Origin of the sequence: Rubrivivax soli (genome assembly GCF_049810355.1) — a bacterium.
Taxonomy (GTDB): domain Bacteria; phylum Pseudomonadota; class Gammaproteobacteria; order Burkholderiales; family Burkholderiaceae_C; genus Rubrivivax.
Map to the genome: position 1 here is coordinate 3604971 of NZ_CP187368.1, position 14919 is coordinate 3619889.

The 14919-nt window shown below is 72.5% G+C and carries 14 protein-coding genes; 10 read left to right on the forward strand and 4 right to left on the reverse strand.

Going from position 1 to position 14919, the window contains the following annotated elements:
• Positions 1–6 precede the first annotated feature (6 nt).
• Positions 7–963 carry a LysR family transcriptional regulator gene (locus tag ACPOLB_RS16450; RefSeq protein ID WP_425257094.1) on the reverse strand — a complete coding sequence of 319 codons (957 nt, stop codon included), beginning with the start codon at positions 961–963 and terminating at the stop codon, positions 7–9.
• A gap of 105 nt (positions 964–1068) precedes the next feature.
• Between ACPOLB_RS16450 and ACPOLB_RS16455 the strand changes: the two genes are divergently transcribed.
• On the forward strand, positions 1069–2253 hold the full coding sequence (locus ACPOLB_RS16455; protein WP_425257095.1) for an Acg family FMN-binding oxidoreductase: 1185 nt from the start codon (positions 1069–1071) through the stop codon (positions 2251–2253).
• A 28-nt stretch (positions 2254–2281) separates the two neighbouring features.
• Here the strand turns inward: ACPOLB_RS16455 and ACPOLB_RS16460 are convergent, their stop codons facing one another.
• Positions 2282–3046, reverse strand: a complete 765-nt coding sequence (locus ACPOLB_RS16460; protein WP_425257096.1) for a glucose 1-dehydrogenase — start codon at positions 3044–3046, stop codon at positions 2282–2284.
• 28 nt (positions 3047–3074) lie between these two features.
• Positions 3075–4526: an aldehyde dehydrogenase family protein gene (locus tag ACPOLB_RS16465; RefSeq protein WP_425257097.1), complete on the reverse strand. Its 1452-nt coding sequence runs from the start codon at positions 4524–4526 to the stop codon at positions 3075–3077.
• A 19-nt stretch (positions 4527–4545) separates the two neighbouring features.
• Here ACPOLB_RS16465 and ACPOLB_RS16470 point away from each other — a divergent pair, with 19 nt between their 5' ends.
• From ACPOLB_RS16470 to ACPOLB_RS16480, 3 genes are read left to right on the forward strand one after another with little or no spacing between them, the layout of a single operon-like run.
• Positions 4546–5502 (forward strand): ABC transporter permease, encoded by a 957-nt coding sequence (locus ACPOLB_RS16470; protein ID WP_425257098.1) that lies wholly within the window; start codon positions 4546–4548, stop codon positions 5500–5502.
• A gap of 22 nt (positions 5503–5524) precedes the next feature.
• The gene (locus ACPOLB_RS16475; protein ID WP_425257099.1) at positions 5525–6361 is read left to right on the forward strand and encodes an ABC transporter permease; all 837 of its coding nucleotides are present in this window, start codon (positions 5525–5527) and stop codon (positions 6359–6361) included.
• Positions 6362–6382: 21 nt separating this feature from the next.
• Positions 6383–6895, forward strand: coding sequence for a class IV adenylate cyclase (locus ACPOLB_RS16480; protein ID WP_425257100.1), 513 nt, complete (start codon positions 6383–6385; stop codon positions 6893–6895).
• A gap of 6 nt (positions 6896–6901) precedes the next feature.
• Here ACPOLB_RS16480 and ACPOLB_RS16485 read toward each other — a convergent pair whose 3' ends face one another.
• On the reverse strand, positions 6902–7795 hold the full coding sequence (locus tag ACPOLB_RS16485; protein ID WP_425257101.1) for a LysR family transcriptional regulator: 894 nt from the start codon (positions 7793–7795) through the stop codon (positions 6902–6904).
• Positions 7796–7896: 101 nt separating this feature from the next.
• Here ACPOLB_RS16485 and ACPOLB_RS16490 point away from each other — a divergent pair, with 101 nt between their 5' ends.
• The 6 genes from ACPOLB_RS16490 (at position 7897) to ACPOLB_RS16515 (ending at position 14898) form a co-directional block, all read left to right on the forward strand.
• Positions 7897–8904, forward strand: coding sequence for an NAD-dependent epimerase/dehydratase family protein (locus ACPOLB_RS16490; protein WP_425257102.1), 1008 nt, complete (start codon positions 7897–7899; stop codon positions 8902–8904).
• A 130-nt stretch (positions 8905–9034) separates the two neighbouring features.
• A complete protein-coding gene (locus tag ACPOLB_RS16495) occupies positions 9035–10039 on the forward strand; it encodes a porin (RefSeq protein ID WP_425257103.1) in 1005 nt (334 codons plus the stop codon).
• A 127-nt stretch (positions 10040–10166) separates the two neighbouring features.
• Complete coding sequence (locus tag ACPOLB_RS16500; protein ID WP_425257104.1) at positions 10167–11153, forward strand: ABC transporter ATP-binding protein; 987 nt, start codon at positions 10167–10169, stop codon at positions 11151–11153.
• On the forward strand, positions 11150–11983 hold the full coding sequence (locus ACPOLB_RS16505) for an ATP-binding cassette domain-containing protein (RefSeq protein ID WP_425257105.1): 834 nt from the start codon (positions 11150–11152) through the stop codon (positions 11981–11983). The genes ACPOLB_RS16500 and ACPOLB_RS16505 overlap by 4 nt, the downstream gene beginning before the upstream one ends.
• The gene (locus ACPOLB_RS16510; protein ID WP_425257106.1) at positions 11984–13501 is read left to right on the forward strand and encodes an ABC transporter substrate-binding protein; all 1518 of its coding nucleotides are present in this window, start codon (positions 11984–11986) and stop codon (positions 13499–13501) included.
• Positions 13498–14898: an amidase gene (locus tag ACPOLB_RS16515; protein WP_425257107.1), complete on the forward strand. Its 1401-nt coding sequence runs from the start codon at positions 13498–13500 to the stop codon at positions 14896–14898. The genes ACPOLB_RS16510 and ACPOLB_RS16515 overlap by 4 nt, the downstream gene beginning before the upstream one ends.
• The last annotated feature ends 21 nt before the right edge of the window (positions 14899–14919 follow it).

The following is a 14919-nucleotide window of genomic DNA, read 5'->3' on the forward strand; positions in this document are numbered from 1 at the left end:
TCCCGCTCAGGCCGGCGGGCGCAGGCGCTGCTCGAGCGCATCGCCCAGCCGGTCCCACACGATGCGCATGCGGCTGCTGCGCCGCAGCTCGTCGTGGGCGCACAGCCAGATCTCCTGCTTCTGCGCCAGCCGGTGCGCCAGCACGCGGCGCAGGCCCGGCCGCCGCGTACCGATCTCCACAGGGTAGACCGCCAGCGCGCCGCCGCATTCCACCGCGGCCTGCCGCGCCAGCGCGGAGTCGCTGCGGAAGCGAAAGCGCAGTGCCTGCTGCGGCGTCGCGCCCTGCACCATGGCCGCCAGCGGCCAGGTGTCGCGGTCGAAGCCGGCCAGCACCACGCCCGGCGGCAGCGTGATGTCCTGCGGTTCGCCGTGGCGGCGGATGTGGTCTTCGTGCGCGAACAGACCGAGTTCGGTCTCGCCCAGCTTGCGTGCGATCAGGTCGTCCTGCAGCGGCCGGCCGAAGCGCACCGCGATGTCGGCATCGCGCCGGCGCAGGTTGTCGATGCGGTTGGACACCGCCAGCTCGATCTCCAGCTCGGGGTGCTCGTGCAGCAGCGGCAGCAGGATCTGCGGCACCACGTGGTAGCCGTAGGCCTCCGACACCGCCACCCGCACCACGCCCACCGCCTGCTCGCCCTGCGCCGTGAACAGGCGCTCGATCTCGCGCGCGGCGTCGCGCATGCCGGCCGCCGCCTCGTACAGGCGCTGCGCCCGGGCCGTGGCTTCCAGCCGGCCGGGCTTGCGCACGAACAAGGTCTCGCCCAGCAGCGCCTCCAGCTCGCGCAGGTGGCGGCCGATGCTGGGCTGGGTGCTGCCCAGGCGCGTGGCGGCCGCGGTCAGCGTGCCGGTCTCCAGCACCGCGATGAACGAGCGCAGCAGGTTCCAGTCGGCCAGCCGCGGCCCCGGCGGGGCCTCGACGCTGAGCATCTCGGCAGGCGCGTCCGGGTCGGGGCGGCGGGACATGGCAAACAGTTTCGCATGGCAGGCAAACGGCGGCGGGCATGGTGGGAACGTCGGCCGGCCGACACGATGGCGGCACGTTCCACCCGCTGCTTCGAGGTTGTCGCCATGTCCCACACGTCCCTGTCTTCCCATGCCACCCAGCGCCGCCGCTGCATCGCGCTCGTCGGCGGCGGCGTGGTGCTCGCGGCCACGCCGCTGGCCGGCTGCACCAGCGGCTTGCCGGCCGCCGCCGTGCAGGCCTGGTCGGCGCCGCCGGCGCCCGGCGCCGACCTGCGCCACTGGATGCTGGCGCACGCGCTGCTGGCGCCCAACCCGCACAACCGCCAGCCCTGGCGGGCCGACCTGCGCCGCGCCGGCGAGATCACGCTGGTCTGCGACGGCGAGCGCCTGCTGCCCGAGACCGACCCCCACGGCCGCCAGGTGCTGATCGGCTGCGGCGCCTTCCTGGAGCTGGCGGTCATCGCCGCCGCCGAGCGCGGCGTGCGCGTCGACCTGCAACTCTTCCCCGACGGCGTCCCGGCGGCGCGCGCGCTGCCCGGCGGCAGCGTCGTGGCGCGGTTGCGCCTGCAGCCCGACGCCGCCCTGCCGCGCGACCCGCTGTTCGCGGCGATTCGCCGCCGCCACACGCACAAGGGGGCCTACGACAGCGCGCGCACGGTCGCCCCGGCCGCGTGGCAGGCGCTGCAGCAGGCGGCCGCCGCGCCGGGGCTGCTGACGGGCACGGTGCAGGACGCGGCGCAGCGCGCCCGCGTCAACACGCTGGCGCAGGCGGCCTACGAGATCGAGCTGACGACGCCGCGCACCTACCTGGAGTCGGCGCGCCTGTTCCGCATCGGCGCCGGCGAGATCGCCGAGCACCGCGACGGCATCTCGATCCCGGGCCTGATGCCGCGCCTGATGGCCGCCATCGGCCTGTTCGACCGCTACGAGGTGCCGCGGCGCGGCAGCAGCAACTTCCAGCGCATCGCCGAGCGCTGGTCGGCATTCGCCACCGGCAGCGGCTACTTCTGGATCGCCAGCCAGGGCAACGGCCGCGCCGCACAGGTGGCGAGCGGCCGCGCCTTCGTGCGCGCGCAGCTGCAGGCGACGCTGGACGGCGTGCACATGCACCCGCTGTCGCAGGCGCTGCAGGAGTTCGACGAGGTCCGCCCGCAGTTCGAGGCGATGCACCGCCTGTTCGGGCTGGACCCGGCGCAGCAGACGCTGCAGATGCTGGCCCGCGTGGGCCACGGGCTCGAAGAGCCGCAGGCATCGCCGCGGCGGCCGCTGGAGGACCTGCTGCAGGCCTGAGCCGCCCGCAGGCCCGCGCGGCAGGGTGTCAGATGCAGCGCCCGCCGTCCACTTCCATGCACACGCCGGTGATCATCGAGGCTTCGTCGCTGCACAGAAAACACGCGGCGTTGCCCAGATCCTCGGGCGTCGAGAAACGCCCGATCGGGATCGTCGACAGGAACTTCGCGCGCATCTCGGGCGTGTCCTCGCCCATGAAGCTCTTCAGCAGCGGCGTCTCGCCGGCCACCGGGTTCAGCGCCACGACGCGGATGCCCTGCGGCGCCAGCTCCACTGCGTTCGCACGCGTGGCGGTGATGACCCAGCCCTTGCTCGCGTTGTACCAGCCCAGGCGCGGCCGCGGGCTGACGCCGGCGGTGCTGGCGATGTTCAGCACCACGCCGCGCACGCCGCCGGTGCCGGGGCTGTTGCCCTTCATGCGCGGCACGACCTCGCGCATCGCGTAGTAGATCGCCTTCATGTTGACCGCGACGATGCGGTCGAAGTCCTCTTCCGACACCTGCTCCAGCGGCTGCGGCAGGTGCGTGACGCCGGCGTTGTTGACGAGGATGTCGATGCGGCCGAAATGCAGCTCGGCCGTCTCCATCATCAGCCGCACGTCGGTGGCGCTGCTCACGTCGACACGCAGCGCGCGGGCGCGCGCGCCCAGCGCCGCGGCGGTGTCCAGCGCCTTGTCGATATCGCGGTCGGCGATCAGCACCTGGGCACCTTCGGCGACGAACTTGGCGCAGATGCCGGCGCCGAAACCCGACGCGCCGCCGGTGACGATGGCGACCTTGTTCTGCAGTCTCATGCGGTGTGTCTCCTGTGCGCGCGGGCGGTCAGTCGTGCTTGATCGCCACCGTCTTCAGCGACGAGAAGCCGTACAGCGCCTCGAAGCCCTTCTCGCGGCCGTGGCCCGAGTGCTTGACGCCGCCGAACGGCAGCTCGATGCCGCCACCGGCGCCGTAGTTGTTGACGAAGACCTGGCCGCAGTGCAGCTTCCTCGCCATGCGCAGCGCGCGGCTGCCGTCGCGTGTCCAGACACCGGCCACCAGCCCGAACGCGGTGCCGTTGGCGATGGCCACGGCCTCGGCCTCGCCGTCGAACGGGATCACCGCCTGCACCGGGCCGAAGATCTCTTCCTGCGCGATGCGGTGGCCGCCGGGTACGCCGGCCACGAGCGTGGGGCGCACGTAGAAGCCGCCGGCCGGCACGTCGGCCAGCGTGGCCTGCGCGGCCACCTGCAGGCCGCTGGCCTGCACCAGGTCGATGTAGCCCTGCACCACGTCGCGCTGGCGCGCCGAGATCACCGGGCCGATGTCGAGGTCGGCGGTGGCCGGCCCCACGCGCAGCGCGCGGTAGCGCTCGGCCATGCGCGCGACCACGGTGTCGAACACCGCGCGCTCGACCAGGATGCGGCTGGCCGCGGAGCAGGTCTGGCCGGCGTTCTGGATGCCGGCGTTCACCAGGAAGGGCAGCGCGGCGTCGAGGTCGGCATCGGCGAACACGATCTGCGGGCTCTTGCCGCCGAGCTCCAGCGTCACCGGCACGGCATTCTTCGCCGCGGCGGCCTGGATCAGCGCGCCCACCGCCACCGAGCCGGTGAACGAGACGTGGCGCACGCCGGGGTGCGCCGACAGCGCCGCGCCGGCCTCCTCGCCCAGGCCGGGCACGACGTTCAGCGCGCCGGCCGGCAGCCCGGCCTGCTGCGCGATGCGCGCGAAGGCCAGCGCGGTGAGACAGGCTTCCTCGGCCGGCTTGAGCACGCAGGCGTTGCCCATCGCCAGCGCGGCGCCGACGCTGCGGCCGATGATCTGCATCGGGTAGTTCCAGGGCACGATGTGGCCCGTCACGCCGTGCGGCTCGCGCAGCGTGAACGCGGTGTAGCCGTTGGCGAACGGGATCGTCTCGCCGTGCACCTTGTCGGCCGCGCCGCCGTAGAACTCGAGGTAGCGCGCCAGCGCCACCGCATCGGCGCGGCCCTGCTTCAGCGGCTTGCCCACGTCCAGCGCCTCCAGCTGCGCCAGCTGGTCGGCCTGCTCCAGCACCAGCGCGCTCATCTTCAGCAGCAGGCGGCCGCGTTCGGCGGCGGTCAGCCGGCCCCAGTCGGCGTCCAGCGCCGCCTGCGCCGCCGCCACTGCGGCATCGATGTCGGCGGCACCGCCGCGTGCGATGGGCGCGAGCAGCGTGCCGTCCGACGGGTTCAGCAGCGGCAGCGTCTCGCCGCTGGCGCAGGCGCGCCACACACCGGCGATGAAGACCTCGTGGGTGGGGAAGGGCAGGGCGTTCATTGAGGCATCATAGAACGCGATGTCGGTCTTCCTGCTGCGCCGCTTTGCCACCTTCGTCCTCACCCTGCTCGTCGCGTCGGTGGTGGTGTTTGCCGTGCTCGAACTGCTGCCCGGCAACGCCGCCGAGGTCATCCTGGGCGACACCGCGACCCCCGAATCGCTGGCCGCACTGAACGCCAAGCTGGGCCTGGACCGCCCGCCGCTGGCGCGCTACGCCGACTGGATGGGCGGCCTGGCGCGCGGCGAGACCGCCAACAGCATCAGCTACGACACCCCCACCGCCGAGCTGATCGCCGAGCGCCTGCGCGTGACGCTGCCGCTGGCGCTGCTGGCGATGGCGCTGACCACGGTGCTGGCGCTGGGCCTGGGCGTGTACGCGGCCGCGCGCCACAACAAGCTGGGCGACGTGGGCGTGATGGCCGCCAGCCAGATCGGCATCGCCATCCCGAACTTCTGGTTCGCGATCCTGCTGATCCTGCTGTTCGCGGTGCAGCTGCAGTGGGTCAGCGCCGGCGGCTTCCCGGGCTGGACCGAGGACGACGGCGGCGGCCTCTGGGAGGGCCTGAAGGCGCTGGTGCTGCCGGCCGTGGCGCTGGCGCTGGTGCAGGCAGCCATCCTGGCGCGCGTGACGCGTTCGGCGGTGCTGGAGGTGATGCGCGAGGACTTCGTGCGCACCGCGCGCGCCAAGGGCCTGTCGCGGCGGCAGGCACTGTGGCGCCACGTGCTGCGCAACGCGATGATCCCGGTGCTGACGGTGATGGGCCTGCAGTTCGCCAACCTCATCACCGGCACCATCGTCGTCGAGAACGTGTTCGTGCTGCCTGGCGTGGGGCGCCTGATCTTCCAGGCCATCAGCAACCGCGACCTGGTGGTGGTGCGCGACGTGGTGATGCTGCTGGCGGCGGTGGTGGTCATCGTCAACTTCATCGTCGACGTGCTGTATGCGCTGATCGATCCGCGGCTGCGCCACGCATGAGCACGGCACACGGGGTCCGGCCATGAACGGCTTCTGGCGGCGCGCCGCGCGGCACCCCAGCTTCGTGCTGGGCGCGCTGCTGACCGCGCTGATGGTGGGCGCGGCGGCGCTGTCGCTGGTGTGGTCGCCGTACCCGCCGGCCGACATCGACATCCCGAACAAGCTGGCCGCGCCCTCGGCCGCGCACTGGCTGGGCACCGACAGCCTGGGCCGCGACATCGCCAGCCAGCTGCTGGTGGGGGCGCAGAACAGCATCGTCGTGGGCGTCATCGCGGTCGGCATCGGCCTCGGGCTGGGCGTGCTGCTCGGCTGCCTGGCGTCGGCGCGGCGCGGCTGGGTCGAAGAGCTGGTGATGCGCGCGGCCGACTTCACGTTCGCGTTCCCGGCGCTGCTGTCGGCCATCATGCTGACGGCGATCTACGGCCCCGGGCTCGTGATGAGCATCGTCGCCATCGGCATCTTCAACATCCCGGTGTTCGCGCGCATCACGCGCGGCGCCGCCAACGCCGTGTGGTCGCGCGAATACGTGCTGGCCGCGCGCACCTCGGGCAAGGGCGCGGTGCGCATCACGATCGACCACGTGCTGCCCAACATCGCCAGCCAGCTGATCGTGCAGGCCACGATCAGCTTCGCCACCGCCATCCTGGCCGAGGCGGCGCTGAGCTACCTCGGCCTGGGCACACAGCCGCCGCAGCCGAGCTGGGGCCGCATGCTCAACGAGGCGCAGACGCAGATGTTCCAGGCGCCGATGCTGGCCGTGTACCCCGGCGTGGCCATCGTGCTGAGCGTGCTCGGCCTGAACCTGCTGGGCGACGGGCTGCGCGACCTGATGGACCCGAAGCTGGCGCGGCGGCGCTGAGGGGCGCGCCCAGGAGACTGCATGCCACGCAACATCGAGATCAAGGCCCGCATCCCCAGCGTCGAGCATCTGCTGCCGCAGGCGCGTGCCGTTGCCGACACGCAGCCGGTGCTGATCGAGCAGGACGACACCTTCTTCGCCGTGCGGCACGGCCGGCTGAAGCTGCGCGTGTTCGACGACGGCAGCGGCGAGCTCATCCACTACCACCGCCCCGACGGCAGCGAGGCCAGGGCCTCTGACTACGTGCGTGTGCCGGTGCCCGACCCGGCGGCGCTGCGCGAGGCGCTGGAGCGCGGCTGCGGCCTGCTCGGGCGCGTGCGCAAGCAGCGCTGGCTGCTGCTGGCGGGCGCCACGCGCATCCACATCGACCGCGTCGAGGGGCTGGGCGACTTCATGGAGCTCGAGGTCGTGCTGCAGGACGGGCAGAGCGACGCCGAGGGCGTGGCCATCGCCGAGGCGCTGATGCAGGCGCTGGGGCTGGGCGCCGCACCGCGGGTCGCAGGCGCCTACATGGACCTGCTGGCGCGGGCCTGAACGCGCTCAGCCGGCCAGCGCCGCCGGCAGCGCCGCCGCCAGGAAGTCGTAGACGCGGCGCACGACGCGGCTGCCGCGGATCTCGCGGTGCACCGCCAGCCAACACGGCAGCGGCGGCACCTTCAGCGTCGGCAGCAGCGTGCGCACGCCAGGCCACTGCGGCACGTTGTAGGCCGCGACGAAGCCGATGCCCGCGCCGGCGGCCACCAGCTGCCCGTAGGCGACCTGGTCGTCGGTGCGCAGCGCGAAGTGCGCGCGCGTGACCGGCAGGCCCAGCGCCGCGAACCCGCGCAGCAGCGACGGGTCGCGCTCGAAGCCGATCAGGCGGTGCTGCAGCAGGTCGTCGGGCTGGCGCGGTGCGCCGGCGCGCGCCAGGTAGCTGTCGTGGGCGGCGGCCACGATGGGGATGTCGCCGAGCTTCTTCGCCACCAGCGAGCCTTGCGCCGGCCGCACCATGCGCACCGCGATATCGGCTTCGCGGCGCAGCAGGTTGCTCAGGCCGTTGCTGGCCACGAGTTCGATCTGGATGCCGGGCTCGGCCTGCTGCAGCGCCGCCAGCACCGGTGGCAGCAGCCACACCGCCGCCACCTGGCTGGTGGTGATGCGCACGGTGCCGGTGGTGGCCTCGCGCTGTCCGGCCAGCGCACGTGCCAGCGCGCCGGCGCCGTCTTCCATCTGGCGCGCGGCGTCGGCGATGGCCAGCGCCGCAGCGGTGGGCACGACGCCGCGGCCGGTGCGCTCGAACAAGGGCGTGCCCAGCTGCAGTTCGAGTTCGGCGATGTGGCGGCTCAGCGTCGGCTGCTGCGCGCCCAGCTGCCGCGCGGCACCCATCAGGCTGCCGGCGTCGAGCACGGCGACGAAGCTGCGCACCAGGGTCCAGTCGAAACCATCGTTGGCCATGCAGAACTGTATAGCTCGCATGCGGACGTCGGCAATTGTCGAATGTCTGGGGGCCACCGACCATGCGGGCACCGCAACCCGCTCGATCCCAGGAGATCCCCATGACCCATCGCAATACCGTCCTGATCCTCGGCGCCGCCGGCCGTTTCGGCAGTGCCGCCGTCGCTGCCTTTGCCGCCGCCGGCTGGCGCGTGCTGGCGCAGCAGCGCCGCGCGCCGGACCGGCCGCTGCCCGCCGGCGCCGAGTGGCTGGACACGCCGCTGCACGACACCGCCGCGCTGGCCGCGCGTGCCGCCGGCGCCAGCACCGTGGTCCACGCCGTGAACCCGCCGTACCACCGCTGGGAGACCGAGCTGATGCCGCTGTTCCACCACGGCCTGGCGGTGGCGCAGGCGCTGGACGCGCGCTTCATGCTGCCCGGCAGCGTCTACAACTACGGCGCCGGCCACATGCCGCCGGTGCTGCGCGAAGACACGCCGCAGCGGCCCGGCACGCGCAAGGGCGAACAGCGCATCGCGATGGAAGCGACGCTGCAGCGCCTGGCCGCGCAGGGACTGGACAGCGTGCTGGTCCGCGCCGGCGACTTCTTCGGCGCCGGCAGCGGCTCGTGGCTGGACCAGGCGGTGGTGAAGGACCTCGCGCGCGGCAGGCTCGTCTACCCGGGGCCGCTGGACCTGGTGCACGCCTGGACCTACCTGCCCGACCTGGCGCAGGCCTTCGTGGCCGTGGCCGCTGCGCCGCGCGTGCGCGGCTTCCAGCGCTGGCACCACGCCGGCCACGCCTGCACCGGACGCGCGTTCCTCGCTGCCGTGGAGGCTGCCGCTGCGTCGCTGGGCTGGCGCCCGGCCGGCGGCTGGCGCCACGGCGGCATGCCGTGGGCGCTGGTGCGCGTGGTGGGCCTGGTGCACCCGCTGTGGCGTGAACTGGCACGCATGCGCTACCTGTGGCACGTGCCGCACGCGCTGGACGGCAGCGCGCTGGAGCGGGCGGTCGGCCCGCTGCCCGCGACGCCGCTGGAAGCGGCCCTGCGCCAGTCCCTGCTGGATCTGGGCCTGGGCATGGTCCAGGTGCCCGTGCAACGTGGTCAGCAGCAGGTTGCCGCTTCGTGAATTCATTGTTCAGGATTCACGAATGCTGCGTTGCCGCATCGACTGTTTGTTGATCGGCCCGACCTCCCTAACCTTGCGTCATGTCGCCGTGCCGCCCCTGGCGCGGCTCCACTGAACACGAGGTTCCTCCATGAAGAAGTCCTTGATCGCCCTGGCCGTGCTGGGTGCTGCCGGTGCCGCTTCGGCGCAGTCGCAAGTCACGCTGTTCGGCGTCGTCGACGTCGGTGTGCGCCACATCGACAACGCCGGCACCAAGCAGACCCAGCTGTCCACCGACGGCATGCAGTCCAGCCGCCTGGGCTTCCGCGGCACCGAAGACCTGGGGGGCGGCCTGCGCGCCGGCTTCTGGCTCGAGTCGGCCATCAACGCCGACACCGGCACGCCCAACAGCAGCCGCTTCTGGCACCGCCGCGCCACCGTCAGCCTCTCCAGCGCCGCGCTGGGTGAAGTGCGCCTGGGCCGCGACCTGACGCCGACCTGGAACACGCTGGCCGACTACGACGTCTTCGGCACCAACGGCATCGGCGACACCAGCCTGAGCTACGCGGCCCTGGGCGGCGTCGACACCCGGGTGCGCTCGGACAACATGGTCTCGTACTTCCTGCCGTCCACGCTGGGCGGCGTGTACGGCCAGCTGAGCGTGGCCGCAGGTGAAGGCGTGGCGGGCAAGAAGTACACCGGCGGCCGCGTCGGCTACCGCATCGCCGGCCTCGACGTCAGCGGCGCCTACAGCCAGACCGAGGTGACCACCGACGACGTGGAACTGGCCGTGTTCGGCGCCTCGTACGACTTCGGTGTCGTGAAGGTCTCGGGCAGCTTCCAGGAAGCCAAGTACCAGGACGCCAAGGACCGCCATTACAACATCGGCGCCAGCGTGCCGTTCGGCGCCACCGTGGTGCGGGCCTCGTACAACAAGGCCGAGGGCGCGGGAACGCTGGCCGCACGCGAGGCCGACCACTACGCGCTGGGCGTGGTGCACAACCTGAGCAAGCGCACCGCCGTCTACTCGACCTACGCGCTGATGGACAACAAGGGCACCGCCAACTACACCGTGGGCAGCATCAGCGGCTTCACGATGCCGGCCATCGCCGAGACCTCGCAAGGTTTCGAAGTCGGCGTGCGCCACAGCTTCTGACGCACCGGTCTCCCAGTTTCGTCTCCTGTTGAACAAGAGGTGATCGCACCTCCTTGACGCCCCGGCGCGCGCTGCGTGCCGGGGCGCTTTTTCATGGGGCCGTGCCGGTGTCCGTTATCGTTGCCGCGTGACCAACTCCTCACCCGGCACGCCCGACCTGCTCACCGTCACCGACCTGCGGGTCACGCTGCAGACCGCACGCGGCCCTGCCGATGCGCTGCGCGGCGTGTCCTTGTCGCTGCGCCGCGGCGACACCGTGGGGCTCATCGGCGAGTCGGGCTGCGGCAAGTCCATCACCGCGCTGGCGCTGATGGGCCTGCTGCCCGACGGCGCGGTGGTCTCGGGCTCGATCCGGCTCCATGGCCAGGAGTTGACGACGCTGGACGAGCCCGCGCTGTGCCGCCTGCGCGGCGACCGCATCGGCATGGTGTTCCAGGAGCCGATGACCGCGCTGAACCCGCTGCACACGGTGGGCCGCCAGATCGGCGAGTCGCTGCGCCTGCACAAGGGACTGGGCGCTGCCGCGGCCCGTGCCGAGGCGCTGCGGCTGCTGGAACGGGTGCAGCTGCCGCAGGCGCGCGAGCGGCTCGACGCCTACCCGCACCAGCTCTCGGGCGGGCAGCGCCAGCGTGTCGTGATCGCCATCGCGCTCGCCTGCGGGCCCGACCTGCTGGTGGCCGACGAGCCGACGACGGCACTGGACGTGACGATCCAGCGCGAGGTGCTGGACCTGATCGCCGAGCTGGTGGCCGAAGACGGCATGGGGCTGTTGCTGATCAGCCACGACCTGGGCGTGATGGCGCAGACGGTGCAGCGGCTGCTCGTGATGTACGGCGGCACCGTGGTCGAGAGCGGGCCCACCGCGGCCGTGTTCCAGCGCCTGGCGCACCCCTACACGCGCGGCCTGTTCGCCGCCCGGCCGCGGCTGGGCCTGGCGCGCGGCACGCGGCTGGCCACGATTCCGGGGCGTGTGCCCGAGCTGGCCGACATGCCGCGCGGCTGTCCGTTCGCCGACCGCTGCGAGCGCGTGATCGACGCCTGCCGCGCAACCGATCCCCCGCTGGTGGCGCTGGCGCCGGGGCACGACGCACGGTGCCTGCGGGTGCACGGATGAGCGCGCCGCTGCTGCAGGTCGAGCAGCTCGGCAAGCGCTACCGCCTGCCGCGCGAGCACCTGTTCGCCGCCGCGCCCGAGGTGCAGGCGCTCGACGACGTCAGCTTCACGCTGCAGGCCGGCAGGAGCCTGGGCATCGTCGGTGAATCGGGCTCGGGCAAGAGCACGCTGGCGCGGCTGGTGATGGCGCTGGAGCCGCCGAGCAGCGGCCGTGTCGTGCTCGACGGCCTGGACCTGCATGCACTCCCGCGCGAGCAGCTGCGCCAGGCGCGCAGCAAGCTGCAGATGGTGTTCCAGGACCCCTACGGTTCGCTCGATCCGCGGCGCAGCGTCGGCCAGACGGTGGCCGAGCCGCTGGCCGTGCTGTTCGGCGCCAGCCGCGCCGAGCAGCGCGAACGCGTCGGCGAGGCGCTGGACGCGGTGGGCCTGCGTGCCAGCGACATGGCGAAGTACCCGCACGAATTCAGCGGTGGTCAGCGCCAGCGCATCGCGATCGCGCGGGCGCTGATCACGCGGCCACAGCTCATCGTCGCCGACGAGCCGGTGAGCGCGCTCGATGTCAGCGTGCAGGCGCAGGTGCTGAACCTGATGCAGGACCTGCAGGACCGTTACGGCGTCACCTACCTGTTCATCAGCCACGACCTCGCGGTGGTGGACCTGGTCTGCGACGAGGTCATCGTGCTGTGGCAGGGCCGCATCGTCGAGCAGGGCCCGCCCGAGCGCCTGTTCACGGCGCCCGAGCACCCCTACACCCGCCGCCTGCTCGCCGCCGTGCCCGGGGGGCCGGGCATGCCGCAGAATGTGCCGTCACCCCACCCGAGGAGCCTGTAGATGAGCCTGGACCGCCGCACCCTCAACGCCCTGCTGCTCGGCGCACCGCTGGCCGCCGCGCTGCCCTCGGCCTACGCGCAGGCCAACAAGAAGACGCTGGTGCTGGGCATGATCCTGGAGCCGCCGGGCCTGGACCCGACCACGGCGCCGGCGGCGGCCATCGGCGAGATCGTGCACTACAACATCTTCGAGGGCCTGACCAAGATCGCGATGGATGGCGCGGTGACGCCGCTGCTGTCCGAGCGCTGGCTCGTGGCACCCGACGGCAAGAGCTACACGTTCATCCTGAAGAAGGGCGTCACCTTCAGCGACGGTGCCGCGTTCGACGCCAGCACGGTGAAGTTCAGCTTCGACCGCGCCAAGGCCGAGGGCAGCACCAACAAGGCCAAGAAGGCGGTGTTCGACAACATCGCCAGCGTCACCGTGACCGACCCGCACACGGTGATCCTGACGCTGAACAACGCCGACGCGACGCTGCCGTTCCGCCTGGGCGAGAACACCGCGGTCATCCTGCACCCGAACACCGCGGCCACCGCCGCCACCAGGCCGGTGGGCACCGGCGCCTACCGCCTGGACACCTGGGCCAAGGGCAGCAGCATCAGCCTGGTGAAGAGCCCGAACTTCCGCGACGCGGCCAAGGTGCGGCTGGAGAAGGTCACCTTCCGCTTCATCAACGACCCCGCCGCGCAGGTGGCCGCGCTGCTGGCCGGCGACATCGACGGCATGCCGCGCTTCGGCGCCTTCTCGGCGCTCAAGCAGTTCCAGGGCGACCGCCGCTTCACCGTGCAGGTGGGCAGCACCGCGGGCAAGGGCATCCTGGCGCTGAACAACCGCAAGGCGCCGTTCAGCGACGTGCGCGTGCGGCGCGCGCTCACGCACGCCATCGACCGCAAGGCCTTCATCGACGGCGCGCAGGAAGGCCTTGGCCGCCCCATCGGCAGCCACTTCGCGCCCACCGACCTGGGCTACCAGGACCTCACCGGCCTGTACCCCTACGACCCCGAGAAGGCCAAGGCCCTGCTGCGCGATGCCGGCGTCACGACGCCGCTGAACGTGACGCTGACGCTGCCGCCGCCGCCCTACGCGCGCAAGGGCGGCGAGATCGTCGCGGCGATGCTGGCCAAGGTGGGCGTGAACGCGAAGATCGAGAACGTCGAGTGGGCGCAGTGGCTGGCCGGCCCGTTCAAGGGCAACTTCGACATGACCATCATCAACCACGTCGAGCCGCTGGACTACGCCACCGCCTACGCCGACCCGAAGTACTACTACGGCTACGACAGCGCCAAGTTCCGCGGCCTGGTGGCGACGCTGGCATCCACCAGCGAGCCGCGCGAGCGCGGCCGGCTGTGGCGCGACATCCAGCGCCAGCTGGCCGAGGACGCAGTGAACGTGTTCCTGTGGAACCCGGCGCAGGTGGCGGTGTTCAAGCGCGGCCTGCGCGGGCTGTGGAACAGCTCGCCGATCTTCGCCAACGACCTGGCGGCGGTGAGCTGGGCGCCGCCGGACATCAAGATTTGAGCGCCGCGCTGCACGCGCTGGGCGCGGCCGAACTGGGGCCGCTGTACCGGCGCGGCGCGCTGTCGCCGCTGGAGGTGGCGCGTGCGGTCATCGCGCACGTCGAGCGCTGCGAACCGGCGCTGCAGGCCACCTGGGCCTTCGACCCCGACGGCGCGCTGGCGATGGCGCGTGCGTCGGAAGCCCGCTTTGCCGCGGGCCAGCCGCTGTCGGCGCTCGACGGCGTGCCGGTGACGCTGAAGGAGAACATCGCCACGCGCGGCGTGCCGCTGCCGCTGGGCACGGCCGCCACCACGCTGGTGCCGGCCGCCGACGACGCGCCGCCTGCGGCGCGTCTGCGCGAGGCCGGCGCGGTCTTCATCGCCAAGACCACGATGCCCGACTACGGCATGCTGTCGTCGGGCCTGTCCAGCTTCCACGGCGCGCGCGGCGTGCTCACGCGCAACCCCTGGGACCTGTCGAAGAACCCCGGCGGCAGCAGCGCCGGCGCTGCGGCGGCGGCGGCCGCGGGCTACGGGCCGCTGCACCTGGGCACCGACATCGGCGGCTCGATCCGCCTGCCCGCGGGCTGGTGCGGCATCGTCGGCTTCAAGCCCAGCAACGGCCGCGTGCCGATCCAGCCGCCGTACGCCGGCCGCTGTGCCGGCCCGATGACGCGCACGGTGGCCGACGCGGCGCTGGCGATGGCCACGCTGAGCCGCCCCGACTGGCGCGACGCGACCAGCCTGCCGCCCGCCGACATCGACTGGACGGCGCTCGACGTCGACCTGCGCGGCCTGCGCATCGGCCTGCTGCTCGACGCCGGCTGGGGCCTGCCCGTCACGCCGGAGACCCGTGCCGCCGTGCAAGCCGCCGCCCGCCGCTTCGAAGCCGCCGGCGCCGTCGTCGAGCCGCTCGCGCCCTTCACCACGCGCGCCATGGCCGACGGCATCAACCTCTTCTGGCGCGTGCGCTCGTGGCTGGACATCAGTGCGCTGCCGGCCGAGCGCCAGACGCTGGTGCTGCCGTTCATCCGCGACTGGGTCGCCGCGGCCGCGGGCTTCAGCACGGCCCAGCTGTTCCACGGCTACAGCCAGATGGCGGCGCTGCGCGACGCGGCCGTCACCGCCTGCCAGCCGTTCGACTTCGTGCTCTCGCCAGTGAGTCCGGTGCCGGCCTTCCCTGCCGACTGGGCGATGCCCACCAACGACCCGCTGCGCGCGATGGAGCACATCGGCTTCACGCTGCCTTGCAACATGAGCGAACAGCCGGCGCTGTCGATCGACTGCGGGCACACCGCAAGCGGGCTGCCGATCGGCTTGCAGATCATCGGCCGGCGCCACGACGACCTGGGCGTGCTGCGCCTGGCCCGCGCGTGGGAGCGCTTGCGCGATCCACCGCGCGCCTGGCCCGCGATCTGAAACGCCGAGGCGCTACATTTC

Bases quoted from the DNA above. Each gene is read 5' to 3' on its own strand.
- ACPOLB_RS16455 (WP_425257095.1), top strand. From the start codon at position 1,069: ATGTCCCACACGTCCCTGTCTTCCCATGCCACCCAGCGCCGCCGCTGC.
- ACPOLB_RS16460 (WP_425257096.1), bottom strand. From the start codon at position 3,046: ATGAGACTGCAGAACAAGGTCGCCATCGTCACCGGCGGCGCGTCGGGT.
- ACPOLB_RS16505 (WP_425257105.1), top strand. From the start codon at position 11,150: ATGAGCGCGCCGCTGCTGCAGGTCGAGCAGCTCGGCAAGCGCTACCGC.
- ACPOLB_RS16510 (WP_425257106.1), top strand. From the start codon at position 11,984: ATGAGCCTGGACCGCCGCACCCTCAACGCCCTGCTGCTCGGCGCACCG.
- ACPOLB_RS16495 (WP_425257103.1), top strand. From the start codon at position 9,035: ATGAAGAAGTCCTTGATCGCCCTGGCCGTGCTGGGTGCTGCCGGTGCC.
- ACPOLB_RS16480 (WP_425257100.1), top strand. From the start codon at position 6,383: ATGCCACGCAACATCGAGATCAAGGCCCGCATCCCCAGCGTCGAGCAT.
- ACPOLB_RS16485 (WP_425257101.1), bottom strand. From the start codon at position 7,795: ATGGCCAACGATGGTTTCGACTGGACCCTGGTGCGCAGCTTCGTCGCC.
- ACPOLB_RS16465 (WP_425257097.1), bottom strand. From the start codon at position 4,526: ATGAACGCCCTGCCCTTCCCCACCCACGAGGTCTTCATCGCCGGTGTG.
- ACPOLB_RS16490 (WP_425257102.1), top strand. From the start codon at position 7,897: ATGACCCATCGCAATACCGTCCTGATCCTCGGCGCCGCCGGCCGTTTC.
- ACPOLB_RS16470 (WP_425257098.1), top strand. From the start codon at position 4,546: ATGTCGGTCTTCCTGCTGCGCCGCTTTGCCACCTTCGTCCTCACCCTG.
- ACPOLB_RS16475 (WP_425257099.1), top strand. From the start codon at position 5,525: ATGAACGGCTTCTGGCGGCGCGCCGCGCGGCACCCCAGCTTCGTGCTG.
- ACPOLB_RS16450 (WP_425257094.1), bottom strand. From the start codon at position 963: ATGTCCCGCCGCCCCGACCCGGACGCGCCTGCCGAGATGCTCAGCGTC.